Here is a 23828-nt window from a genome sequence, read left to right as displayed (position 1 = left end):
CGCTTGGGAAAATGCGAGGTTACCGGTTCGGTCCTCGCACCAGGGACAGGAAACGCTGCTGCTCCGCCGGATTGTCGCGGAACATGCCGGTGAAGCGGCTGGTGAAGGTCGATGCACCATGCTTGGCGACGCCGCGCACCGACATGCAGGTATGCTCCGCCTCGATCAGCACGGCAACGCCGCGCGGCTTCAGCACCTCGTCGATCGCGGCCGCGACCTGCGCGGTGAGATGCTCCTGGGTCTGCAGGCGGCGGGCGAAGATGTCGGTCAGCCGCGCCAGTTTGGAGAGACCCACGACGCGCTCCACCGGCGTGTAGGCGATATGCGCCCTGCCGTAGAACGGCATCATGTGATGCTCGCACTGCGAGGTGAATTCGATATCGCGGACCAGGACGAAATCGTCGTAGCCGGCGGTCTCGCCGAAGGTGCGGTTCAGCACTTCGGCGGGGCACTGATGATAGCCCTGATAGAGCTCGTCATAGGCCTCGACGACGCGGCGCGGCGTGTCGAGCAGGCCCTCGCGGCCGGTGTTCTCGCCGATATAGGCGAGCAGCGTCTTCACGGCGTCCTCGGCCTCCGCCCGCGACGGGCGCGGCTGGTCGGCACGGACGGCCGCCGCCAGGAATTCTGAAGGGTCGAGCTCGCTGGCCTTCGCATCGGCCGGCTTGTTGGCGCGAATCGGTTTGATCAAGGCGTCCATGTCTTCTCCGTTCGACCGGCCAGGCATTTGCCTTTGGGCCGGATGTGTCACCGGGCAGACGGGGCGGATCATCGAACCGCCGGGCGCCTGAGTCCCATCTTTGTAGCACCGCCGCGGCGCAAGTGGCCCGCGGTGGAAGCATAGCCGGGCTATGTTTCGGACGATGCCGTTCATATATAGGACGGTGAGACCCAGCCGCCAAGAGCGCCCGGCGCAGCCGGAACCAGGCATCTACCTCCATGCTGAACGACATTTATAACAAGCGGATCATTGAGTTGGCCGGCAATATTCCGCGCCTCGGACGACTGGCCGAGCCGGACGCCAGTGCCACCGCTCATTCGAAATTGTGCGGTTCGACCGTCAAGGTCGACCTCAAGATGGACGGCCCCGTGGTGACGGACTTCGCGCATGACGTGAAGGCCTGTGCACTCGGCCAGGCTTCCTCCTCAATCATGGCGAGCCATGTGGTCGGGTCGACTGCGGATGAGCTGCGCGAATTGCGCGAGACCGTCCGCAAGATGCTGAAGGAAAACGGCCAGCCTCCGCAGGGCGGCAAATGGGCCGACATCGCGCTGCTCGAGCCGGTGCGCGACTACAAGGCCCGCCATGCCTCGACGCTACTGACCTTCGACGCCGTGGTCGATGCGATCGGCCAGATCGAGGCCAAGGCAAAGCAGCCGGCGTAAGCCCGACCGCCAGCCTCAACGTTACTGCGACGGCTGGACCGGCGCCGGCGCTGCGGTGCCGCCGGTCGGCACCACGGCCTCGGCGGTCTTGGTCGCCTTGGCGGCCTGCGGCAGCGCCTCACCTTCCATCGCGCTGCTCGCGAAGCGATCGGCGTTCTTCGGCTTCGCGTCGGCGACCGGGATTGCATTGTCCTGATGCGGCAGCACGTCGGCGACTGCATCGGTGGTGACGAGATTGGTCAGCCGCAATTCGGCCGCCGACAATTCGTGCAAATCTTCCCACGGCGGCACGCTAAGTGCGAGCGACAACAGCTCACCCGCGCCACCCATCTCGAAGGTGTACTTGGCAAGACGGCCGATATCGCGCTCGACGATCATCAGGTCCTGCGCGGTGTAGCTGGCGGCCTTGGCGTCATCGGCGCGGTCGCCCATCCAGATTTGATGCACCCGGATGTGCGCGGCCGGTGGAACATAGCGCGTCTTGCCTGACAACAGCAGGAACACGCACATCGACTCGCAATAGGCATCCGGCAGCACGCTGGCGCGGTCGCCCTGCGCGGCCGCATTGACGACGCTGGTGCCGACCGTTGTCAAAGCGCCGAGACCGCGGAAGCGGCGACCGAGCGCGATCGCGTCGTTGACCGAGCCGCCGCTGGAGTCGAGCACGATGGTGGCGCCGCCAAGCTGGCGGCTGCGCGCGAACTCGTCGAATTCCTTGGGGCTGTCGGCCGTGATGATCCCGACCGCCGACACCCAGCCGCGGCAATTCGGCTGGCATGCGATCCAGCTGAACTTCATCGGCAGCTTGCGTTCTTCGAGGGTCGAGCTGGTCTGCGTGGAGTTACCCGCCCATGCGGCGGTGCCGGAAACCGCGAAGCAAAGGGCAACGGCGCCGGCGAGCACCCAACTGCGCAATGAAAGCGAGTTCGCGAGCCTCAATTTGGTTCCTTCCCCCAAGCCCTTGGTGATGCGAGCGGTGGCAATGGCCCCATGGAAATGCGCCACGAATCTGTCATCGGCGCGTAATGGGAACGGTAGCGTTGCCGACCTGGACCGTCCATAGAGCCCTTGCTGCAGCGCCACCGGTGCTGTGCAATAGTGGCCAACTGTGGCGTAAATATCTGCAATTGAACAGTTCCTTGGCTTGGAACCCCCGCAAGATTACGTACATACTTGCGTATGCCACCGACCGATCATTCAACGACACACCATCCGCGATGCATGGACTGTGCCACCACTATGCGCCGCATGCCGCGCAACCTTGGCCGCGCCCTGATCTGGATCTACCGGCACACGCTGTCGCCGCTGGTCGGCTACAACTGCAGGCACCTGCCGACCTGCTCGGTCTATGGCGATGAAGCGATCGAGCGCTTCGGACTCTGGGCCGGCGGGTGGATGACGCTGGCAAGGTTGCTGCGCTGCCAGCCCTGGGGAACCTCCGGCATCGATAATGTCCCGCAGACGAGGCCGCCCGGGGCACACTGGTATTTGCCCTGGCGCTATGGCCGCTGGCGCGGCGTCAACGACGCTTGATCTGTTGCGGCACTCCCAAACGCGGCGCGCATAGCTGTTCCGGCGGAACTGTGGCGATACTTGGCGCATTGTTTCATCGCCCGCATGGGATCCCCTCGGGGAGGAAACAACAATGCGCTGGAAACTCAGCCAAAACGGGCACGATCCCCGGCAGATCGATTTGCTGGCCGTGCTTGCCCTGCTGGTCGTGATCATTGCCGCCTACGGCTACTTCACCCACAATCCGAACAAGCCGAGCACGACGGCGTTCATCGTGCCGAGCCAGAGCGTGAAGTGGTGACGCGCAACGCGAACAGCCACAGCGCCGAGCCCCGGACCATGCGCTGACCTCACCCCATGTGGTGTTGACGACCGGGCGATCTGTGCCGCGCGGCATTGTCTGCATCCCGCGTGCACCATAGGCTGCAACCATTGGGACAGATATTTTTCTCGGGGGTGGGCATTGCAGGAAGGCTTGTACAAGCTCGAATTTCACACCGTTCATGGCACCGGCACCGGTGTGCTCTACGCGACGTGCGGCAAGCTGCGCGGCGGCAACTCGGCCTTTGCCTTCGTCGGCAATTACACCAATCGCGGTGACGGCATTCACGTCAAGGTCTCGACCCAGCGGCACAATCCCGATCCCGCGTTCCGGCCGCTGTTCGGGACCGACATGATCACGTTGATGCTGAAGGGCACCGCGAACGGCGACATGGTCGATTTCGAGGGCGAGGCGCTGCAGCTGCCGGGCGTGAGCTTCAAGGCGTTCCTGACCCGGATCGCCGATTAACTCACTCAGCGGCGACAGCGCGCGCCGTCTGTCGCGGCCGAGTCATGACCACGACCGCGAGGGCCGCCGCGACGAAGGCCATGGCCACATAGCCCGCGCTGTAGAGCCATTCGCGCGCGAACAGCAACCCGCCGATCGCGGAGCCGATGGCCTGGCCGATGTAGAGCACCGAGGTGTTGAGCGAGACCGACGCCGACGCAAGCGTCGGAGCCGCACCGACCAGGCGCACCTGCTGCATCGAATTGGTCGACGCAAAGCCGAGGCCCCACACCGCAACCGAGGCGGCCATCAGTGCGTAGGCGCCGGCGCTCAGTGCCCAGCCAGTAACGCCTGCGAGCAGCAGCACGGTGAACAGCACCGACGTCTTCCAGGCGCCCCAAGAGTCCACGATGCGGGTCGCGATCGCAATGCCGACGAAGCCGAAGAGGCCGTACAGCGCGAATACGATCCCGACAGCGTCCGCGTTGGCGCCGGTCAATTTGCCGAGCAAGGGCCCCATGAAGGTGAACACCACGAACTGGCCGGACATCTGCAACGTCGTGATCGACAGCAGCAGGATGACGGTCGGATTGCGGCCGAGATCGGCCCAGGTCCTCAAGTCGACCGGCGCGCCATGCAACCCGCCGGGCAACCGCCACCACAGCAGCAGGCAGCTCACGAGCCCGGTCAGCGCGATCGCGCCATAGGTCACGCGAAAACCGTAACGGCTTGCGATGAAGGTGATCAACGGCAGCCCGATCGCAGCGGCGAGCGACCAGCCGAGGAAGATATAGGCGATCGTGCTGCCGCGCTTCTCCACCGGCACGATCAGCGCCGCGGTGCCGGCCGCCTGTGGCGTGTAGAGGACACCGACCGCGAGCATGACCAGGCGGATGATCAAGAGACTGTCGTAGTCCGGCGCGAAGGCCGATGCCGCGTTGGTCAGCGTCAGCACCAGGAGCGTCGCCGTCAGCAGCGCCCGCCGCTCGAACCGGCTGGTCAGCCACGCCGTCACCGGCGAGCCCACACACAGCACGATCGCGCCGAAGGTGATCAGGAGACCCGCGGCGTGGATCGTGACGCCGAGCCCGTTGGACAGCTCCGACAGCATGCCGGCCGGCGCCAGCACCGAGCAGCCGGTGACGATATTGCCGAGCATCAATGCGGTGGGAGCGAAGCGTTTCACGCCGCGTTGATAGCAGACCCCGAAATCAATGCAACTGCATCTAAATGCATAGCACGTGATCGATGGCACGTGATCGAATGGCGCCTGTTGCGCTCACGGCGACGGCGATGCGGCCGGCACCGCGTTGACGCTCGGCGATACCGCGGCCGGCAGCGGGCTCGCAGGCTTCGGGCCGACGCTTGTTGCCGGGCACGACGCCAGCAGCTGCGCCCAGCCCTGCTCCAGCCCGGTCGTGTCGATATCGAATGTCGCGAAGTCAGGCTTGATATCGGACTTGAGATTGGACTTGGGATCTCCCTTGGGATCGGCCTTGCCGTCCGACGACGGCGTGCTTTCGCCGATCTGCAGATGCGGGACCGCCAGCATGGCCTTGACGATGTCCGACCCCACCGGGTCGCTCCAGACCTCGTATTTGCCGAACCGCGCCGGCAACCTGCCGAATGCGATCGCCTTGGTGGCGCCGGCCATCATCACCGCCGTGCTTCTGCCGGCGGCACCCTCGTCGAACTCGCGCACGAACATCAGCCGCCCGCGATCCTTGTTCTCGCAGAACAGCCGCCACTCCATCATGCGGAACGAGCTGCCGTCGCCTTTTCTCTGCTGCGCGATCTTGCGGACATAGGGCCGGGTTTCCTTCTCCACCATCCACAGCGTTTCCGGCAGCGGCCGCGTATCGATTCCAAATCGATAGAGTTCCGGCCGCGTCAGCACGTGCAGGTTCTCGAACTTCACGGTCCGGATCAGCTCGCTGAGCTCATGGCTGATTCCCATCGCCGCGAGGAACAGATTGCGATCGCGATCGGCACTGACCATCTCGCGCCGCCTGAAATCGGCGACGACCTGCGGCGGCGGATGCCCGTGGACCACGAACATCAGCTTGGAATTATGGACCGCAAGCACCGAGTCGGGCGCGACTTCACGGTCGGTCGCGCCCAGGAACAGATAGGCGCAGGCCGACACGCACATCGCGTTGCGCGTGGTGAGTTCGGCCTCGACCTCTCCCTTCGCAGCCTTGACCTTCAGGCAGGCAGCGTCGATCTGCGTGCCCGCGGAACATGCGCCCACGGTGGTGCGGCCGACGCGGGCAATCGTCTTGTGCGCGCGCAGAAACCGCGCGATCGCGTAGGACTGCTCGACATTTCCGCCCGGCGAATGGAGGTAGATGGGGAGCTGCCTGTCCTTGATGGGAAAAAGGAAGGTGCGAATCCGCTGCGCGGCTTCCCGATCGATCTCGCCTTCGATCGCGATCCAGCGATCGCAACCGGCGCCGCAGGCATTCGCCGGTCCCTTGGCGAGGTAGATGGTCAGCTTCTTCGCAAACCCGGCCTTCTCGACCGGTGCTTCTTCCGCCCGCAAGATGCCCGGGAGCAGAAGCAACGCCACGAAAAACAGGAGACGGGAAAACATGAACCTTGCGGATCGCACGATGGCGGGAAAGTGGACATTCGACGTTAAACGATGATCGGCAACGTCGCAACGCTTGGTGCTGCCAGGTGCAGCCGGGCTTCTCTCGAATCGGTGCGGCCGGAGGCCCAATTTCTTGATATTGCCGGATTGCAGGCGTCAAATCCCCTGCTATACCGCTGCTTTCCGCTTACCTGCGCTCGTTCGCAGGAGTGAGCTACAGGAGCCTTCAATGTCCGACACGCCGCCCAAATCCGAGTCCGGATTCCAGTACAGCCTCTCTAACCTCAAACCCGCAGAACCCGTGAACAAGATCGCCCTCACCTTCCCTGATGGAGCGAGGCGCGATTTCCCGAGAGGGACCACCGGCCTCGACATCGCCAAAGGCATTTCGCCCTCGCTCGCCAAGCGCACCGTCGCGATGGCGCTCGACGGCACGCTCGCCGATCTCAACGATCCGATTGAAGCCGACGCCAGGATCGAGTTGATCAACCGTGAAGACCCGCGCGCGCTGGAGCTGATCCGGCACGATGCCGCGCACGTGCTCGCCGAAGCCGTGCAGTCGCTGTGGCCGGGCACCCAGGTCACGATCGGCCCGGTGATCGAGAACGGCTTCTATTACGACTTCTTCCGCAACGAGCCGTTCACCCCGGAAGATTTTGCCGCCATCGAGAAGCGGATGCGCGAGATCGTCGCGCGCGACAAGCCGTTCACCAAGGAAGTCTGGGATCGCGAGAAGACCAAGCAGGTGTTCCGCGACAAGGGCGAGGCCTTCAAGGTCGAGCTGGTCGACGCGATTCCCGGCAACGAGCCGATCAAGATCTATTTCCAGGGCGACTGGTTCGATCTCTGCCGCGGCCCGCACATGACGTCGACCGGCAAGATCGGCAACGCCTTCAAGCTGATGAAGGTGGCCGGCGCCTATTGGCGCGGCGATTCCAACAATCCGATGCTGACCCGCATCTACGGCACCGCATTCGCCAAGCAGGAGGATCTCGACGCTTACCTCAAGCAGATCGAGGAAGCAGAGAAGCGCGACCATCGCAAGCTCGGCCGCGAGCTCGACCTGTTCCACTTCCAGGAGGAAGGCCCCGGCGTGGTGTTCTGGCACCCGAAGGGCTGGACCATCTTCCAGCAGCTGATCGCCTATATGCGGCGCCGGCTGCTCGGCGATTACAGTGAGGTCAATGCGCCGCAGATCCTCGACAAGGCGCTGTGGGAGACCTCGGGCCACTGGGACTGGTACCGCGAGAACATGTTCGCAGCGCAGTCCGCCGGCGACGAGGCCGAGGACAAGCGCTGGTTCGCGCTGAAGCCGATGAACTGCCCGGGCCACGTGCAGATCTTCAAGCACGGGCTGAAGAGCTACCGCGACCTGCCGCTGCGGCTCGCCGAGTTCGGCGTCGTGCATCGCTACGAGCCGTCGGGCGCGATGCACGGCCTGATGCGGGTGCGCGGCTTCACCCAGGACGACGCCCATGTGTTCTGCACCGAACAGCAGCTCGCCGATGAGTGTCTCAAGATCAACGAGCTGATCCTGTCGACCTACGCCGATTTCGGCTTCGACGGCGAGCTCACGGTCAAGCTCTCGACGCGGCCCGAAAAGCGGGTCGGCACCGACGAGATGTGGGATCACGCCGAGCGCGTGATGGCGACCGTGCTGTCGGAGATCAAGGCCAACGGCAGCAACCGGATCCGCACCGAGATCAACCCGGGCGAAGGCGCGTTCTACGGGCCGAAGTTCGAATACGTGCTGCGCGACGCCATCGGCCGCGACTGGCAGTGCGGCACGACCCAGGTCGACTTCAACCTGCCGGAACGGTTCGGCGCGTTCTACATCGATCACGACGGCTCGAAGAAGGCGCCGGTGATGGTGCACCGTGCGATCTGCGGCTCGATGGAGCGCTTCATCGGCATCCTGATCGAGCACTATGCCGGCAACTTCCCGCTGTGGCTGGCGCCGACCCAGCTCGTGGTCACGACCATCACCTCCGAGGGCGACGAGTACGCCAAGGTGGTGGCGGCCGCGGCGCGCCGCGCCGGCCTCCGCGTCGAGATCGACCTCCGCAACGAGAAGATCAACTACAAGGTCCGCGAGCACTCGCTGGCCAAGATCCCGGCCCTGCTCGTCGTCGGCAAGAAGGAAGCCGAGACGCATTCGGTCTCGGTCCGCCGCCTCGGCAGCGAGCGGCAGACCGTGATGCCGACCGATGAGGCGATCGCCGCGCTGGTGGATGAAGCGACGCCACCGGACGTGAAACGGGCGCGATCCGTCGCCTGATCTTCACAATCGGTCTAAACTGGCTTTCGTCGGCCTGGTCGTGCCCCCATCTTGGGGGCACGACTCCACTTGAAGGACATTTCCGTGCCCGATGCCATTGAACTCCTGAAGACACGCCGCTCGATGAAACCGCGCGAGATGACCGGCCCGGGCCCGTCCGCGGCCGAGCTCGAGACCATCCTGACCATCGGCGCGCGCGTGCCCGACCACGGCAAGCTGGCGCCCTGGCGCTTCATCGTGTTCGAGGGTGAGGCTCGCGCCCGCGCCGGCGACGTGATCGCGAAGGTGTTTGCCCGCAAGAACCCCGGCGCACCCGCCACCGACATCGAGGTCGAGAAGAAGCGCCTGACCGATGCGCCGCTGGTGATCGGCGTGGTCTCCTTCACCAGGCCGCACCCGAAGGTGCCGCCGTGGGAGCAGGAATTGTCGGCCGGCGCCAGCGCCATGAACATCGTCACTGCCGCGAGCGCGCTCGGCTATGGCGCCTGCTGGCTGACCGGCTGGTTCGCCTTCGACCGCGACGTGCTCGACGGCCTCGGCCTGAAGCCGGACGAGAAGCTCGCAGGGCTGATTCATATCGGCACGCCGACCAAGCCGAGCGAGGACCGCCCGCGCCCGGCGCTGTCGGATATCGTGACGCGGTTCTGAAGCCGTAGATCTGTCATTGCCGGGCTTGACCCGGCAATCCATCTACCGAAAGACTCTTCTGAAGCTATGTAGCCCGCATGAGCGCAGCGATATGCGGGACCCTCGCCCCGGGTGTCGCTCCGCTCACCCGGGCTACGAGTTCCGTCGTCAGGCATGACGAGTTGAACGAGGCTACGCCGCCTTCGACGCGCGCTCCGCAAAGCCGCTCATCAACGCCGCGATCTCGTGCCCGGGCCTCGCCGCGCTGAACAGGAAGCCCTGCACCTCGTTGCAGCCTTCGGCGCGCAGCCAGTCGAGCTGGTCGGTTGTCTCGACCCCCTCCGCGGTCGTGGTGATCTTGAGACTGCGGCCGAGGCCGGAGATCGCGCGCACGATCGCGAGGCAGTCGGAGCGCCGCGCGAGGTCCTTCACGAAGGAGCGGTCGATCTTGATCTTGTCGAACGGGAAGCTGCGCAAATAGCTCAGGCTGGAATAGCCGGTGCCGAAATCGTCCATCGAGATGCTGACGCCGAGCTCGCGCAGCTGATGCAGGATCGCGAGATTGGCCTCGGTCTCCGCCAGGAACACCGACTCGGTGATCTCGAGCTCGAGCCGCCGCGCCGACAGGCCGGAATGCGCCAGCGCCGAAATCACGGCCTGGACCAGATTGCGGCTGCGGAACTGCACCGGCGACAGATTGACCGCGACCTTCACGTCGGCGGGCCACTTCATCGCCTCGGCGCAGGCCTCGCGCAGCACCCATTCGCCGAGCGCGACGATCAGGCCGATGTCTTCCGCAACCGGGATGAACTCCGCAGGCGAGATCATGCCCTTCTGCGGGTGCTGCCACCGCAGCAGCGACTCGAAGCCACTGATGCGGTCGGCGGCGATGTCGACCAGCGGCTGGTAGTGCAGCTCGAATTCGCCGTTGCTGAAAGCCGCGCGCAGATCGCGCTCCATGTCGCGGCGCTTCTGCGCCTGCTGATCCATCTCCGGCTCGAAGAAATGATGCACGCCGCCGCCGTCGGACTTGGCGCGATACAACGCCATGTCGGCATTGCGCATCAGGTCCTCCGACGTCGTGCCGTCGCCCGGCGACAGCGCGATCCCGACGCTGGCGCCGACCACGACCTCGAGCCCGTCGATCTTGTAGGGCGCGCTCAGGGCATCGATCAGCCGTTCGGCGAAAGCGCTCGCTTCGTTCGGCGAGACATCCGCGGCAAGCACGATCGCGAACTCGTCGCCGCCGAGACGGGCCGCCACGTTGTCGTCGCGGACCACCTCGCGCAGCCGCTCCGCCACCAGCTTGAGCAGCCGGTCGCCCATCGGATGCCCGAAGGAGTCGTTGACGTTCTTGAACAGGTCGAGATCGATGCACATCACCGCGACGCGCCGATTGCCGGACCGGCTGCGCTCCAGCGCCTCGCGCAGGCGCTCCTGGTAGAAGTCGCGGTTCGGCAGGTTGGTCAGACCGTCATGGTGCGCCATGTGCGCGATCCGCGCTTCGGCAGCACGGCGTTCCGTGATGTCGACCACCGCGACCAGATAGCCGTCGCGGCCCTCGAACGCCACCCTGCGTCCGAAGGTCAGCACATGGATCTCGGTGCCATCAGCCTTGATGTGCCGCCAGTCGCGGCTCGATTGATAGACGTCGCCGACCTCGCGCAAGGCGGCGCTGTGCATGGCCCACTCATCCTCCGGCCAGATCTCGCGGAGCGTCATGCCGAGAAATCTCTCCCGGCTGTATCCATAGTGCTGAACGGCGGCGTCATTGACGCTGAGGAACTCCATCGTGCCGGCGTCGAATACCCACATCGGCATCGGGTTGTTCTCGAACAGCAGGCGGAACGACTGCTCGCGCTGCTTCAGCGCGGTGACGTCGGAGACGGTCAGCGACAGCATGTCGCCGAATGCCGTGACGCCGAGTCGCAGGCAGCGATCGCCGCTGTCGATCTCGAACTGGCCGCCAGGACCGTTGCCGACGAATCCGCTTCCCACGAATCCGCGCAGGCGGTTCATCACCGCCGGCGCTGCCAGCGGATTGCCGCCGGCGCTGAGCCGACGCCACAGCAATTCGGTCGCGGGCTGCATCAGGAGCCTTGCGGCGCCCTGGTTGAGATGCACGATCTGGAAGTCGGCCGCCTCGCCCCGCGCGTCGCGGATCGCAGCGAGCGACAGCACGCCCTCGTCGGTGGCCGAGAAAATCGTATCGAGAAGATTGTACTGCGCATTGCGCTCGTTGACATAGACGCCGACCAGGATGCCGCCCCAGCGCGACCGCGTCGGCAGCGCCAGCACGTCGAAGGTCCGCACCAGACCGTCGCGCACGCAATGCGCCGACGCGAGATAGGGCCGGCAGTTCTCGCGCGCATTCGAAGCAGCTTCGGTCAATGCCGTCGCGCAGTCCGGCGGCAGCGCGCTGAGTGGAATGTCCCAACGCTCGTCGTTCAGCCAGGTCTGGACGTAGCGGCCGGTGTGCGAGACGCTGAGCACGCCGTCGACGTTCCGCAGCAGCACGATGTGATCGGCGAGCCGGCCAAGGCTGCCGAGCATCACGTCTTCATAATGCGGCAGCTTTTCGCCGGGACGGACTGCCGCCTGCCACTTGCGTTGCAGAACCGGAACGTCGGCGAACATCTCGGAATTGAACTTGGCCGAAGTCGTTGCTGATTTCTTGTTGGCCATGATCATGGCACGCCCCGTTCACGCAAACGCCGGAGCATGATCCGGAAAGTGCGACACAGCTTTCCGAAGGGATCATGCTCAAGCAAAAAGCCAAGGCGCGATGACGACACAAGGTGAACTCAGCGCGCTTTAGTCCCCGTGGCATCCAAGTCATGCCGCGGCTTAACGCCATGTAAAAATAGCGAGCCCGTGCGTCGCCGCCAGCGATTATGACAGCTCAAATTGGCGCGATGGTTAGTTCACGTTAGAGACTATGACAGCTGCATGAATGCAGCGCGGCCGGGCGTCAGCGCGCCACGACCTCGACTTCGCCATCGACGCCGTTGACGACGTTGAAGGGACGCTCGAACACCTTGCCCTCGTTCTTGGCGATCGCACGATACTCGCCTTCGGAGAGCACGACGCGCGGGAAGGCGCCGATCGATTCCTTGATCACGTCGCCGCCCGGCGTGATCACCGACCAGGCGGTGTTGGCGAGCGCTTCGCCGCCCTTCTCGCTGACCAGCTTGAGGGTGATGACGGCCGCACGATGCGTGACGGTGACGTCAGTCAGCTTGCCCGCTCCGACGCGAATATCGGAGCGCACCACCGAGTTGGCATCACCATAGTTGGAGACGATGTAGTAAGTGCCCTCCGGCAGCAGCGCGACGTCGCCGGCGGACACGTTGGGCACCAGCGGGCCGCGGTCCGAGCCGTCGAACTGGCTGCCCTTGTAGATCGCAAACGAAATCTGGTTGGCCGGGATCTTGCTGGAGCCGACCCGGCCTTCGATCCGCAGGCCCCCGGCCGGCAGCACGAAGGACTCGCGGTCGGTCTCCGACTTCAGGCTGACGGCGCGGACCGCGCTGACGAGGCCGAGCGCGACATGGACGACATAGTTGCCGGGCGGCAGCACGACGTTGGGCGTCGCGCCGCGCTCCTCGCGGATCAGCTTGTAGGTGCCGTTATCGTCCGGCTTGTCGGCGAACACCCGCCACACCAGCCCGGCATTGATCACCGGCAGGTCCTTGCCGTATCGCGCCGTCAGCGACAGCACCGCCTGCCCGGCGGTCGGCGAGCCGGCCGGCGGCGTCACCGGAGGCACGGTCGCAATCGACGGCTGGACGATGGTCGGTTGGGTCAACGGACCCGGCAGAACGGGCCCCGAACCGGGCCCGGACGGCGGCGCCAGGTTCAGCGCCGGGCCGGACGGTACATCCGGAACCGAGGCAGGCGGGATCGGCGGCGGCCGGTCGCTGAAGAACTGCGCCGACACGGAACCAGGGATCAGGGCCAGCAAAAATGCCGCAAGCGTCAATAGCGGAAGGAGCCGCATGCCCCGCCCGCATCCGCCGATGCCGTTGCCCCTCGAAGTCATCACCATGCTTTTCAACGAAAACGCGGCAAATTCAAGCCTTCGTCCAATGCTTTGTCACAGTCCCGGGGGCGCCGTCCCGGTTTGGAACCGCTCGATCAAGCGGATGTTAGTCCTATCGTCGCGGTCAAGTCACATTCCCTGCCTACCGCGGTCCACCCGAGGCATGAATCATGCCTGTGGGGACTAACCATGAAACCGGACGACGCTGGCGCAGCGATGCCGCGCGGCCTAGTCTGGCGCTGGCAGGAGATTTGCCGTGTTGGATAGCTGGATGGGCCGCGGCCAAAAGAGCTCCGACGGCCCCGACAAGGTCGGACTGGGAACGGTTCGCCGGCCGGTGATCGGGCTTGCGCTCGGCGGCGGCGCCGCGCGCGGCTTTGCTCATATCGGCATCATCAAGACCCTGCTCGCCCACGGCATCGTCCCCAACGTGGTGGTCGGCACCTCGATCGGCTCCGTGGTCGGCGGTGCCTATGCGGCCGGCCATATCGACAAGCTGGAGCAGTGGGCCCGCAGCCTGCAGCCGCGCAGCGTGCTCGGCTACCTCGACATCCGCCTCAACGGCTCCGGCCTGATCGGCGGCGCAAAGCTGGCCGCCGAGATCGAGGCCGCGCTGGGCCAGGTCATGATCGAGGACCTCACGGTCAAGTTCGCCAGCGTTGCAACCGAAGTCCGCACCGGGCACGAGATCTGGCTGACCCAGGGCCGCGTGGTCGACGCGATGCGCGCCTCCTACGCCCTGCCCGGCATCTTCGCGCCGGTGCTGATCGGCGACCGTTGGCTGGTCGACGGCGCGCTGGTCAATCCGGTGCCGGTTTCGGCCGCCCGCGCCCTCGGCGCCGAGATCGTCATTGCGGCGAACCTCTCCAGCGACGTGTTCGCGCACTCGACCACGATCTACAATCACGGACCGTCCGCCGCGCCCGAGGTGACGGTCGCGGTGACTGCCGAGGCAGAAACTGAGCCAGAGCCGCCGAAGCGGCGGTTCGGCCGCTTCTTCTCCGCCGAACGGACCGTGAAGCGGGAGTTTTTCGGCAGCGCCAGCCGACCCGGGATCTCGAGCGTCATGGTCGACGCCTTCAACATCATGCAGGACCGCATCACCCGTGCGCGCCTCGCCGGGGATCCGCCCGACATGCTGATCTCGCCGCGCGTCGGCCAGATCGGCTGGTTCGACTTCCACCGCGCCGACGACCTGATCGCACACGGCATCCGCGCGGCCGAACGCGCCATCGGCGCGATCGAGGAAGCGATCGATATCCTGGTGCCGCCGTCGAACGGCGCGGGCACCACCGGGAAGTAGCCCTTAGGCGGTCTTGCTCAGGCGGTCTTGATGTAGTCGCGCAGCGCTTCCTGCTCGTGCTCGTATTCCTGCACGCGGCGCTTGACGACGTCGCCGATCGAGATCAGCCCGACCACCTTGCCGTCCTCGACGACAGGGAGATGGCGGAACTTGCCGGTGGTCATCATCTCCATCAGGCCGCTGACGGTATCGGACTCGCGGCAACTCACGACCTTCTTGGTCATCACCGCGCTCACCGGTTCGTCCAGCACACCCGCGCCGCGCTCTGAGAGCACGCGCACGATGTCGCGCTCCGACAGGATGCCTTCCATCCGGCCCTGCTCGATCACCAGCACGGCGCCGATTTTGCGCTCGCCGAGCAGCTTGACCGCGGCCGAGAGCTTCGCGCCTGGCGCGACGCTCATGACCTGATGGCCCTTTGCATCGAGAATGGAACGTACCGTCATTGTCGTCTCCCTGAATCCGTTCGCTCCCTGCATCAGCGGGGTCGAGCCTGTTCGCCAGAGTCTTCAATCAACAGTTCCGCGCCGAATTCGGTTCCGGGGGCGCGGTCGGTAGCTGGGCTCGATGTGTCGGCCCGCTTTGTTCTGTGTCGCAAAGATGATGATGGAATTCGAACCGAGCCGCAAGCGGCGATCAGACGCGGCCGGACTGGTCCACCGACGACGCATCCGCAGCATCATCTCGCGCGCGCGGAATCGGATCGAACAGCGAGAACAGCAACAGCCCGGCGAGGAAGCCGCCGATATGCGCCTGCCAGGCGACGCTCGCCTCCTCACCGCCGAGCGACAACGAGGTGGCGCCGAACAGAATATTGACGCCGAACCAGATCGCCAGGAACGCGAGCACCCGCCCGTTGCGCAGCGCCCGCCACAGCGACAGCGCGGGCACCTTGGCGGCCGCGTCGGCATCGCCGCGGCTGAACGACAGGAAGCTGCCCTTCACAAAGGCGAAGCGCATCGCCGCCGCCATCGTCCCCGACACCGAGGCCGACGCGCCGATCATCGGCGCAATGGCGTGCTCATGGGTCAACAGATGCGCGAGCGCGCCTGCGGCCGCCGTCACCGCCATAAAGACAAAGAAGCGCACCGCGCCGAAGCGCCGCGCCAGCGCGCTGCCGAACGGCAGCAGCCACAGCACATTGAAGCCGATATGGGTGAGGTTGGCGTGCAGCAGCGAATAGGTGACAAAGGTCCAGACCTTGGCGCCGTCTCCGCCCGGGAAGGTGATGTCGAGCAGCGTCGAATCGTAGCGCTTCGGGATGAAGCCGAAGACGTCGATGGTCCAGTTTTCCATCTCGGGCGGCAGCAGCACCCGCAGATGGATCACCGCGATCAGGAGGATGTAGGCGGTGAGCGCCGGCGGCAAGGTCAGGATCGGCTCGCGCGGCGCCTCCGGCGGCGGCTCGAGCGGGGATTCGGGATGGGAGTCCAAGGGGTCGGCGACCTCGCACGCGGCTGTGCATCCCAGATAGGCGGCTTTCATACCGCTGTGCAAGTGCACAATCCCGAAATCGGACATCTCTCGTGTCCCGGACGCGTCGCAGTGCGCGCTCGCGTGAACACTCCCTCAAACGATGGCGTCGTGTATGGAAGATCAAGTTGATTGAAGGGCTCAATCCGGATTGGCGGAATCTGTCTGATCGGGTCAATTCTTGAGCGGGGTCTGGCATAGGTCCCGGCTCTGCAGCGCAGCGCTTTGCGCTGCACTGCGTCCGGGACACGATATCTTGGCAAAAAGATAAAGGGAGGGCGCTGAGAACGCCCTCCCTGATCAGCTGGTCTTCTCGTGCCCCAGAGGGATCGGGAGAACATCCCCACCCCTCCCCGCACGGTGACCAAACTGTTTGACGCCACCTGTGTACCAACCACGCCGGCGCTTGGGGCAGCCGGCGAACGGGAACGCGCGGACCCTACGCGGAGGTTCCGCGGCCGCCAAGGACATAGTTAAATTTACGTTAACAACACAAAGCTGCCGATAAGCCGCCCAAACCGCGGCCACGGCATGGACGCTGCACAGCCTTCCCTGCACAACAGAGAAGGGAAGGCGCCTGAGCAAAACCGGGACAGATGTGTCCCGCCGAGCCAGGTGCCGGGCAAGGTTCTTAGATGAAACACAGCTCCAGCCGCGAATTCTTCGCCTATTGGAATGCGAAGCGCGGCACTGCGCGTGCACCCGACCGGAGTGAGTTTGAGCCGTCCGCGGTGCGCGAGCTGCTGTCCGACATCTTCGTGCTGTCCTATGACGGCGAGACCCGCTTTCCGTTCCGCGTCGCCGGCACCCGCACCTCCGCCCTGCTCGGCTGCGACCTCAAGAACCGCAGCTTTTCCGCCCTTTTCACCGGCGAGAGCCGCGGCGAGATCGAGGACATCATCACCTGTGTCGTCGAAGAGACCCTGCCGGCCATCGCCGGCATCACCGCCACGACCGAGACCGGGTCCAAGGCGCACCTTGAATTGCTGCTGCTGCCCTTCACCGCCCGCGTCCATATGCCGGCGAGCCTGACTGGCCTGCTCGCCCCGTTCGAGGACGACGTCACCCGGCTGCACGACCTCGTCCTGACCTCGTGGCGCTACCTGCATCCCCAGGAGCGGCTGGTGCCGCGGACCCTGCGCAAGCTCGCCATCGCGCGCGGCCTCATGGTCTACGAAGGGCTGCGCTAACCCCTGACGCCTGCCCTCCTTCGGCGGCGAGACCGGCCACGCCGGTCGCTTGCACCGCGGGCCGCGGAACTCTATTAGCTGGTTCGCTGCCATGGCGGGGGTGATCCGCTTATTGCAGCTGCGGGCGGGCTGGGCATGTTTCGCAATTCGATCAGGCAGAAGATCGTCGGCATCGCCGCGGGACTCATCGTCCTCGCGGTGGTCACCTCGCTGCTGTCGATGGTGATGGCGGGCCAGGTCGGCCACCTCCTGGATGAGCTCACCAACCGCTACATCCCCGCCTATGGCCATCTCGCCCGCGTCAACATCCGCTCGCTGGAGCGGTCGTTGGCGATGCGCCGGATGATGATGGCGAAGATGCAGGCGCCGGGGGAAGCCAGCGGCTACGACGCGGCGCGCAAGACGTTCGACGAGATCGAGCCGACGATCAAGCGCGAGGCCGATGCGGCGCGCGCGCTGATCGATTCGATCATCGCCGATCCCTCGACCCCGTCGGACAACGCTGCCCTCGGGCGCCTCGATGACCGCATCGACAATGCCGTCAACGATCTCTTGATGCGCCTGAACGCCGAGAACAAGACGCTGCTCGACCAGCTCGACGCTCAGGACTTCGCGGCCGCGAAAGCGACCACGCTCCGCGCCGACGTGCTGCGCGACGACTTCACCAACAAGATCGAAGGCATTCGCACCGACATGCTGGCGCAGGTCGCTTCGGCCGCCGCGAAGGTGATGAATGCGCAGCAGCGGGCGATCATCATCTCCGGTGTCGTGACCGCGATTGCCGCGATCCTCGGCTTCGTGTTCGCGATGCTGGTCGGCAGCGGCATCACGCGCCCGGTGATGCAGCTGCTGGAGGGCACCCGCGAGGTCGAGGCGGGGCGCCTCGACGGCGCCATCACGATCACGACCCAGGACGAGATCGGCCAGCTCTCCGCCGCCTTCAACCGCATGATCGAGACGCTGCGCCACAACCAGCGCATCCGCGAGACGTTCGGCCGCTACATCAATCCGCGGATCGCAGAAGGCCTGCTCGAGCAGCCGGCGATCGCCGCCACCGAGGGACAGCGCCGCGTCATGACGGTGATGTTCTGCGACATGAAGGGCTTTACCCGCCTGAGCGAAGGCGTGACGCCGAGCGGCCTCGTCAAGATCATGAACCTCTATCTGTCGACGATGTCGGCGCCGGTCCATGCGCATCGCGGCATCATCGACAAATATATCGGCGACGCCATCATGGCCTATTGGGGCGCGCCCTTCGTCGAGGAAACCGAGCAGACCCATCTGGCCGCGCTTGCCGCCATCGACATGATCGGCCAGGTCAACCAGCTGCGCAAGGATCTGCCCGAGCTGCTCGGCGTGCGCGCGATCCCGGCCGATTGCGACATCCGCATCGGCATCGCCACCGGTGAAGTGCTGGTCGGCAGCATCGGCTCCGAATTCATGATGAGCTACACCGTGCTCGGCGACACCGTGAACCTCGCCTCGCGGCTGGAAGGCGCCAACAAGTTCTACGGCAGCCGCAGCCTGATCTCGGAAGCCACCGCGAGCGCCTGCGCCGCGACCATCGAGCTGCGCGAGATCGACCGCCTCGTCGCCGTCGGCCAGACCCAGCCGGTCGCCGTGTTCGAGATCCTCGGCAAGAAGGACGAGCTGACGCCGGCGCAGACCGAGTTGCGGCAGCACTACGCGGATGGTCTCGACGCCTATCGCGACCGCCGCTGGGACGACGCCGAGCAAGCTTTCACTGCGGCACTGGTTGCGGCGCCGGGCGACGGACCGTCGATCACTATGAAGGCACGCGTCGCAGCGTTCAGGCAAAATCCGCCGGCGGCGGACTGGGACGGCGCCTGGCACCTGGAGCAGAAGTAGCGGCACTTGCGGCCCGCATGAGCCAACGGCTCGCGCGAAATGCGCGCCCGATGACGGGCTCCGCGATATGCGGAACGAAAGATCCCGGATATCGCTTCGCTCATCTGGGCTACACGCATTGACGCTGACCTGCCCTTCACTGCCCTTGTGCGACCGGCGCGATTCTAACACCGATGTTAGTTTCGGCGCCGTCGTTCGATGGCGCGAACAAACAGCACGCGCGTGCACGCGCGACGTTCGGAAGCGACAGTGCGATTGCCGCATCGGCAAACAATTTTTCAGAACGAACGGAATGTCTCCCGCGATCGGGAGTTAGTCCTTCAGGTCAACGACTGCCACATCAAATCGGGAGATGCGCATGATCAAGTCACCGATGAAGCTCGCAATGCTTACGGCATTTCTGACAGCGCCGATCATCCTGTTCCCACCGCACACCGCCCTCGCCGCCGGTGGAGGTGGTGGTGGCGGCGGAGGAGGAGCAGGCGGCGGAGACTTCTACGGGTCGAGCTACAGCACGCCTGCGCCGGCCTATCCCCAGCAAAAGGACAGAAAGACCACGCACAGGGTCAAGAAGCCGATCAAGCAATCGGGCTTCGACGACCCGGCATTCCGCGACGGCTACCGCGCGGCCTATGCGACGATCTACGAACACAACGACTATGCCGCCGCGATCGATCAACTGCACGCGCTCGGCCGCGATGATCATCCTGATGTCGCGAACCTGATCGGTTACTCCTATCGCAAGCTCGGCGACTACAAGCAGTCGCAGGTCTGGTACGAGCGCGCGCTGAAGGCCGATCCGAACCACGTGCTGACGTGGAACTACTACGGCCTGTGGCAGATCGAACAAGGCAACCGCGACCAGGCGCAGTATCATTTGCAGCGGATCGCCGAGATCTGCGGCACCGACTGCGAGGAGTATCGCACGCTGGCGGCGGCACTGGAGAAGCCGCCGGGTACGAACCTCGTCTACTGAGCGCACCGGCGCTGAGCCGGCATGAGCGGAATGCGGGATCATTAGTCCGGCCCGGACATCGCTTCGCGCGTCCGGGCCGCACACGCCGTTGGCTTCCTTCGGCGCCGTCCGCTATCGTGGGCACCCGAACCATTTGCGAGTCCGTCATGCCCGACCTGATTGATTTCGGTACGTTGCAGCTCAAATTCCTGCAGAGCAAGGAGACCACCGGCGGCAGCGTCGACCTGTTCGAGATGACGCTGCAGCCGAACGCCCGGATGCCGATTCCGCACTATCACGAGAGCTGGGACGAGACGATCTACGGGCTTTCGGGCGTCTCGACCTGGCGGGTCGACGGCAAGGAGATCGACATCGGGCCCGGCGAATCGGTATTCATCAAGCGCGGTGTCGTGCACGGCTTCACCAACCGCTCGAACGGTCCGGCGACCTGCCTCTGCCTCCTCAGCCCCGGCGCGCTCGGACCGCAATATTTCAAGGACATGGCGGCCCTGATGGCGGGGGGTGCCCCCGATCCAGCCAGGATGAAAGAGACGATGCTGCGCTACGGCCTGGTGCCGGTCGCTTCCTGACCGCTCGACGCAAGAAACCTGTACCGCCGGCGGCCCTGCTCAAAACCGCGTCGTGCCGAGCGGCAGGCCGAGCTTTACGCGGGGCGGTACGGGATACCCGGCTGGGTCGGCTTGAAGTCGACCAGCGGATGGGTGTGGCTGTCAGGCACGAAGCAGTCCTGCATCTCGAAGTCGCAGCTCCCGGTGGCGTGCAGTCCGGACACGAATCAGGTGTCGTGGAGGCGGACGTCGGCGCGATCGACGTAGCAGCAGATCGGCGGGCCATCCTTGCCGTCGGGACCCTTGACGCACGCCAGCCCCTTGAACCTGGTGGCGTGGGGCGCGCCGCTGCCGAACGGCCAGCGTCCGCTGACCCGATAGCCGCCCTCGACCTCGACCGCCGTCCCGATCGCCCTGGTGGCGCTCGCGATGAACGCCAGCGGATCGGCGAACCAGCCCCGCACCACCTCCTCCGGCAGATAGCCGCCGGCCCGGCTCATGCCGCCGCCATTGCCGACCGGCCAGCAGACCGAGCCGTCGAGCGCGGCGGCCGCCTCGACGATCGTCATGAAGTCGAGCGGCGAGAATTCCGGCCCGCCCAGCGCCTTCGGCAAATACAGCCGAGACATTCCGGCCTCGGCCAGGGCGCGGACCACGGCGTCGGGAAGCCGGCGCTCGCGGTCGAAATCCGGGGCAAGCCGCTCGAGCGCGGCCAAATGGTCGGCAACAGTGGGTTGAGCAGGCTGGGGCATGACGCCGTGCTTTCCGACGGCTGGCTATATCGGCAGTTCAGCGCGGAGACGCGGATTTGGCCATGGCACCTGGCGTCGCAGAGGGATTGTCATCTCTTTGTCATGAATTGTGCAGACAGGTTCAGCGGACCAGTTTCGGGGACATGCATGGACTATTTCAAACGCTTCAACTTCCTGTTCGCGGCGCCGGTTTTCGAGGCCGACGACCTCGAAGGCATCCGCTTCAACCAGATCATCGCCGAAATCGAGCGCTCCGGTTTCGAGGTGGTCCGCGCCCGCAAGCTGGAAGATGCCGAGATCGCGGTGCAGACCGATGCGGCGATCGGCTGCATGGTGGTCGACTGGGGCAAGAAGGGTCTCGAGGGCAAGACCGCGGCGCTGATCAACCTGATGCGCCGCCGCGGCCTCGACTTCCCGATCCTCCTCTTGATCCGCCGCAAGCGGTTCGAGGACCTGCCGGTCGAGGTGCTGGATTTCATCGACGGCTACGTGTTCCTGTCCGAGGAAACCCCGTCCTTCATCGCCAAGAACCTGATCTCCAGGCTGAAGCAATATGCCGAGAACCTGAAGACCCCGTTCTTCGGGGCGCTGGTCGACTACGCCGAGGAAGGCAACCAGCTCTGGACCTGCCCGGGCCACAATGGCGGCGTGTTCTACAGCCGCAGCCCGATCGGCCGGGTGTTCGTCGAGCATCTCGGCGAGGCCGTGTTCCGCGACGACCTCGACAATTCCGTGCTCGATCTCGGCGACCTCCTCACCCATGAGGGGCCGGCGCTGCGGGCGCAAAAGGAAGCCGCCAAGATCTTCGGCGCCGAGAAGACCTATTTCGTGCTCAACGGCACCTCGACATCCAACAAGGTCGCGCTCGGCTCGCTGGTCACCGACGGCGATCTCGTGCTGTTCGACCGCAACAACCACAAGGCCGCGCATCACGGCGCGCTTCTGATCGGCGGCGGCATCCCGGTCTATGTGCCGACGGTGCGCAACGCCTGGGGCCTGATCGGCCCGATGCGCTGGGACCTGCTCGACGAGGGGAGCTTACGCGACCAGATCCGCAAGCACCCGCTGGTCAAGGACGAGAACGCCTGGAAGAAGGAGCGTCCGTTCCGCGTCGCCGTGGTCGAGCAGTGCACCTATGACGGCACCATCCACTCCGCCGAGATGATCCTCAAGCGGATCGGCCATCTCTGCGACTACATCCTGTTCGACGAGGCCTGGGCCGGCTTCATGAAGTTCCACCCGATCTATTCCGGCCGCTTCGCGATGGGGCTCGCCAATCTCGGCCCCGAGGCGCCCGGCATCATCGCTACCCAATCGACCCACAAGCAGCTCGCGAGCTTCTCGCAGGCCTCGCAGATCCATATCCGCGACCGCCACATCAAGGGCCAGAAGCGCCGGGTCGAGCACCGCCGCTTCAACGAAAGCTTCATGCAGCACGCCTCGACCTCGCCGTTCTATCCGATCTTCGCCTCACTCGACGTCGGCGCGCAGATGATGAAGGGCCGCTCCGGCGAAGTGCTGTGGGACGACACGATCCGGCTCGGCATCGAGCTGCGCAAGAAGATCCGTGCCGTGAAGCGCGAGTTCGAGGAGAAGGAGACGCGCGCGGAGCGGCGCTGGTTCTTCGAGCCGTTCGTGCCGGACCGCGTGATGATCCCCGACGTCGCGCGCGAGAACGGCGTACACAATGTCGCCTGGGAGACGATCTCAACCGATCAGCTCGCGACCAATCCGTCGTACTGGCAGCTCAGCCCGGGCGAAACCTGGCACGGCTTCCCCGAGTTGACCGCGGGATTTGCCATGACCGACCCGAACAAGCTCACCTTGCTGACGCCGGGCTTCGATCACGCCACCGGCGCCTATGCCGACCACGGCATCCCCGCGCCGGTCGTCGCGCAATATCTGCGCGAGAACCAGATCGTCGCCGAGAAGAACGACCTCAACTCCCTGCTCTTCCTGCTGACACCAGGCGTCGAGGCGAGCAAGGCCGGCACGCTGGTGTCCGGGCTCGTCGCCTTCAAGAAACTGCACGACGACAACGCGCTGGTCGAGGACGTCATCCCGGAATTCTTCCGCCGCCGCCCGCAACGCTACACCGGGGTGCGGCTGCGCGACCTCTGCGGCGACATGCACCGCTTCTTCCGCGACGGCGGCGTCAGCACGCTACAGGCCAAGCAATTCCTGCCCGAACATCTGCCCGAGATCGCGATGTCACCGCGCCAGGCGGCGCAATATCTGATCCGCAACGACGTCGACTATCTGCCGATCGACCAGATCTTCGGCCGCATCGCCGCGACGCCGTTCGTGGTCTACCCGCCCGGCATCGCCACCATCGTGCCCGGCGAGCGGCTGTCGGAACGCAGCAAGCCGATGATCGATTACTTGCGGATGTTCGAGGCGAGCTTCAATGCATTCCCGGGCTTCGAGGTCGAGGTCCAGGGCATCTACAAGGAGATCGACGACGCGGGCCGCGTCCGCTTCTACACCTATGTCGTGTCCGAATAGGCCAG

Annotated in this window: 22 protein-coding genes and 1 pseudogene; 13 read left to right on the top strand and 10 right to left on the bottom strand. The window is 65.2% G+C overall.

Annotated elements, in window-relative coordinates:
• Positions 1-19: 19 nt before the first annotated feature.
• Positions 20-700: a GTP cyclohydrolase I FolE gene (folE, locus tag AAFG07_RS17420; protein ID WP_342728334.1), complete on the bottom strand. Its 681-nt coding sequence runs from the start codon at positions 698-700 to the stop codon at positions 20-22.
• 239 nt (positions 701-939) lie between these two features.
• Here folE and AAFG07_RS17415 point away from each other — a divergent pair, with 239 nt between their 5' ends.
• A complete protein-coding gene (locus AAFG07_RS17415; RefSeq protein WP_029080129.1) occupies positions 940-1386 on the top strand; it encodes an iron-sulfur cluster assembly scaffold protein in 447 nt (148 codons plus the stop codon).
• A 21-nt stretch (positions 1387-1407) separates the two neighbouring features.
• Here the strand turns inward: AAFG07_RS17415 and AAFG07_RS17410 are convergent, their stop codons facing one another.
• Positions 1408-2325: a hypothetical protein gene (locus AAFG07_RS17410; RefSeq protein ID WP_342728333.1), complete on the bottom strand. Its 918-nt coding sequence runs from the start codon at positions 2323-2325 to the stop codon at positions 1408-1410.
• Positions 2326-2607: 282 nt separating this feature from the next.
• On the opposite strand from AAFG07_RS17410, the gene yidD reads away from it, so the two are divergent.
• The 3 genes from yidD to AAFG07_RS17395 all read left to right on the top strand — a co-directional run bounded on the left by yidD (position 2608) and on the right by AAFG07_RS17395 (position 3688).
• Positions 2608-2919 (top strand): membrane protein insertion efficiency factor YidD, encoded by a 312-nt coding sequence (gene yidD / locus AAFG07_RS17405; protein ID WP_207830661.1) that lies wholly within the window; start codon positions 2608-2610, stop codon positions 2917-2919.
• Between the two features lie 112 nt (positions 2920-3031).
• Entirely contained in the window at positions 3032-3199 is a 168-nt protein-coding gene (locus AAFG07_RS17400) for a hypothetical protein (protein ID WP_342728332.1), read from the top strand.
• Between the two features lie 162 nt (positions 3200-3361).
• Positions 3362-3688: a GrlR family regulatory protein gene (locus tag AAFG07_RS17395; protein WP_342728331.1), complete on the top strand. Its 327-nt coding sequence runs from the start codon at positions 3362-3364 to the stop codon at positions 3686-3688.
• Between the two features lies 1 nt (position 3689).
• Here AAFG07_RS17395 and AAFG07_RS17390 read toward each other — a convergent pair whose 3' ends face one another.
• Both AAFG07_RS17390 and AAFG07_RS17385 read right to left on the bottom strand, forming a co-directional pair.
• Positions 3690-4826 carry an MFS transporter gene (locus AAFG07_RS17390; RefSeq protein ID WP_342729178.1) on the bottom strand — a complete coding sequence of 379 codons (1137 nt, stop codon included), beginning with the start codon at positions 4824-4826 and terminating at the stop codon, positions 3690-3692.
• 120 nt (positions 4827-4946) lie between these two features.
• Positions 4947-6260, bottom strand: coding sequence for an ATP-dependent Clp protease proteolytic subunit (locus AAFG07_RS17385; protein WP_342728330.1), 1314 nt, complete (start codon positions 6258-6260; stop codon positions 4947-4949).
• A 229-nt stretch (positions 6261-6489) separates the two neighbouring features.
• Here AAFG07_RS17385 and thrS point away from each other — a divergent pair, with 229 nt between their 5' ends.
• The gene (gene thrS, locus AAFG07_RS17380; protein WP_342728329.1) at positions 6490-8538 is read left to right on the top strand and encodes a threonine--tRNA ligase; all 2049 of its coding nucleotides are present in this window, start codon (positions 6490-6492) and stop codon (positions 8536-8538) included.
• Between the two features lie 84 nt (positions 8539-8622).
• Positions 8623-9186: a nitroreductase gene (locus AAFG07_RS17375; protein WP_342728328.1), complete on the top strand. Its 564-nt coding sequence runs from the start codon at positions 8623-8625 to the stop codon at positions 9184-9186.
• A gap of 171 nt (positions 9187-9357) precedes the next feature.
• Here AAFG07_RS17375 and AAFG07_RS17370 read toward each other — a convergent pair whose 3' ends face one another.
• Both AAFG07_RS17370 and AAFG07_RS17365 read right to left on the bottom strand, forming a co-directional pair.
• Positions 9358-11856, bottom strand: a complete 2499-nt coding sequence (locus AAFG07_RS17370; protein ID WP_342728327.1) for an EAL domain-containing protein — start codon at positions 11854-11856, stop codon at positions 9358-9360.
• 280 nt (positions 11857-12136) lie between these two features.
• Positions 12137-13207: a hypothetical protein gene (locus AAFG07_RS17365; RefSeq protein WP_342728326.1), complete on the bottom strand. Its 1071-nt coding sequence runs from the start codon at positions 13205-13207 to the stop codon at positions 12137-12139.
• 256 nt (positions 13208-13463) lie between these two features.
• On the opposite strand from AAFG07_RS17365, the gene AAFG07_RS17360 reads away from it, so the two are divergent.
• On the top strand, positions 13464-14510 hold the full coding sequence (locus AAFG07_RS17360; protein ID WP_342728325.1) for a patatin-like phospholipase family protein: 1047 nt from the start codon (positions 13464-13466) through the stop codon (positions 14508-14510).
• 17 nt (positions 14511-14527) lie between these two features.
• On the opposite strand, the gene AAFG07_RS17355 is transcribed toward AAFG07_RS17360, so the two are convergent.
• Together AAFG07_RS17355 and AAFG07_RS17350 are read right to left on the bottom strand one after the other, a co-directional pair.
• Positions 14528-14956 (bottom strand): CBS domain-containing protein, encoded by a 429-nt coding sequence (locus tag AAFG07_RS17355; protein WP_342728324.1) that lies wholly within the window; start codon positions 14954-14956, stop codon positions 14528-14530.
• A gap of 190 nt (positions 14957-15146) precedes the next feature.
• Complete coding sequence (locus tag AAFG07_RS17350; protein WP_342728323.1) at positions 15147-15944, bottom strand: rhomboid family intramembrane serine protease; 798 nt, start codon at positions 15942-15944, stop codon at positions 15147-15149.
• 113 nt (positions 15945-16057) lie between these two features.
• Between AAFG07_RS17350 and AAFG07_RS17345 the strand changes: the two are divergent.
• From AAFG07_RS17345 to AAFG07_RS17325, 5 genes and pseudogenes are all read left to right on the top strand, one after another.
• A pseudogene (locus AAFG07_RS17345) lies at positions 16058-16168 on the top strand (GIY-YIG nuclease family protein); the annotation flags it as partial.
• A gap of 450 nt (positions 16169-16618) precedes the next feature.
• Positions 16619-17173 (top strand): PAS domain-containing protein, encoded by a 555-nt coding sequence (locus tag AAFG07_RS17340; protein WP_342728322.1) that lies wholly within the window; start codon positions 16619-16621, stop codon positions 17171-17173.
• Positions 17174-17308: 135 nt separating this feature from the next.
• Positions 17309-19042 (top strand): adenylate/guanylate cyclase domain-containing protein, encoded by a 1734-nt coding sequence (locus AAFG07_RS17335; protein WP_342728321.1) that lies wholly within the window; start codon positions 17309-17311, stop codon positions 19040-19042.
• 385 nt (positions 19043-19427) lie between these two features.
• Entirely contained in the window at positions 19428-20018 is a 591-nt protein-coding gene (locus AAFG07_RS17330) for a tetratricopeptide repeat protein (RefSeq protein ID WP_342729176.1), read from the top strand.
• Between the two features lie 146 nt (positions 20019-20164).
• A complete protein-coding gene (locus tag AAFG07_RS17325; RefSeq protein WP_223976466.1) occupies positions 20165-20587 on the top strand; it encodes a cupin domain-containing protein in 423 nt (140 codons plus the stop codon).
• A gap of 74 nt (positions 20588-20661) precedes the next feature.
• Here the strand turns inward: AAFG07_RS17325 and AAFG07_RS17320 are convergent, their stop codons facing one another.
• Together AAFG07_RS17320 and AAFG07_RS17315 are read right to left on the bottom strand one after the other, a co-directional pair.
• The gene (locus tag AAFG07_RS17320; protein ID WP_342728320.1) at positions 20662-20790 is read right to left on the bottom strand and encodes a hypothetical protein; all 129 of its coding nucleotides are present in this window, start codon (positions 20788-20790) and stop codon (positions 20662-20664) included.
• A gap of 3 nt (positions 20791-20793) precedes the next feature.
• The gene (locus AAFG07_RS17315; protein ID WP_342728319.1) at positions 20794-21318 is read right to left on the bottom strand and encodes an acyl-CoA dehydrogenase family protein; all 525 of its coding nucleotides are present in this window, start codon (positions 21316-21318) and stop codon (positions 20794-20796) included.
• A gap of 147 nt (positions 21319-21465) precedes the next feature.
• Between AAFG07_RS17315 and AAFG07_RS17310 the strand changes: the two genes are divergently transcribed.
• Positions 21466-23823, top strand: a complete 2358-nt coding sequence (locus AAFG07_RS17310; protein WP_342728318.1) for an Orn/Lys/Arg decarboxylase N-terminal domain-containing protein — start codon at positions 21466-21468, stop codon at positions 23821-23823.
• Positions 23824-23828: the final 5 nt, after the last annotated feature.

Source organism: Bradyrhizobium sp. B097 (assembly GCF_038957035.1).
Classification (GTDB): Bacteria; Pseudomonadota; Alphaproteobacteria; order Rhizobiales; family Xanthobacteraceae; genus Bradyrhizobium.
Note: the sequence above shows the minus strand (reverse complement) of the source record. Positions and strands in the feature narration are given on the sequence as shown.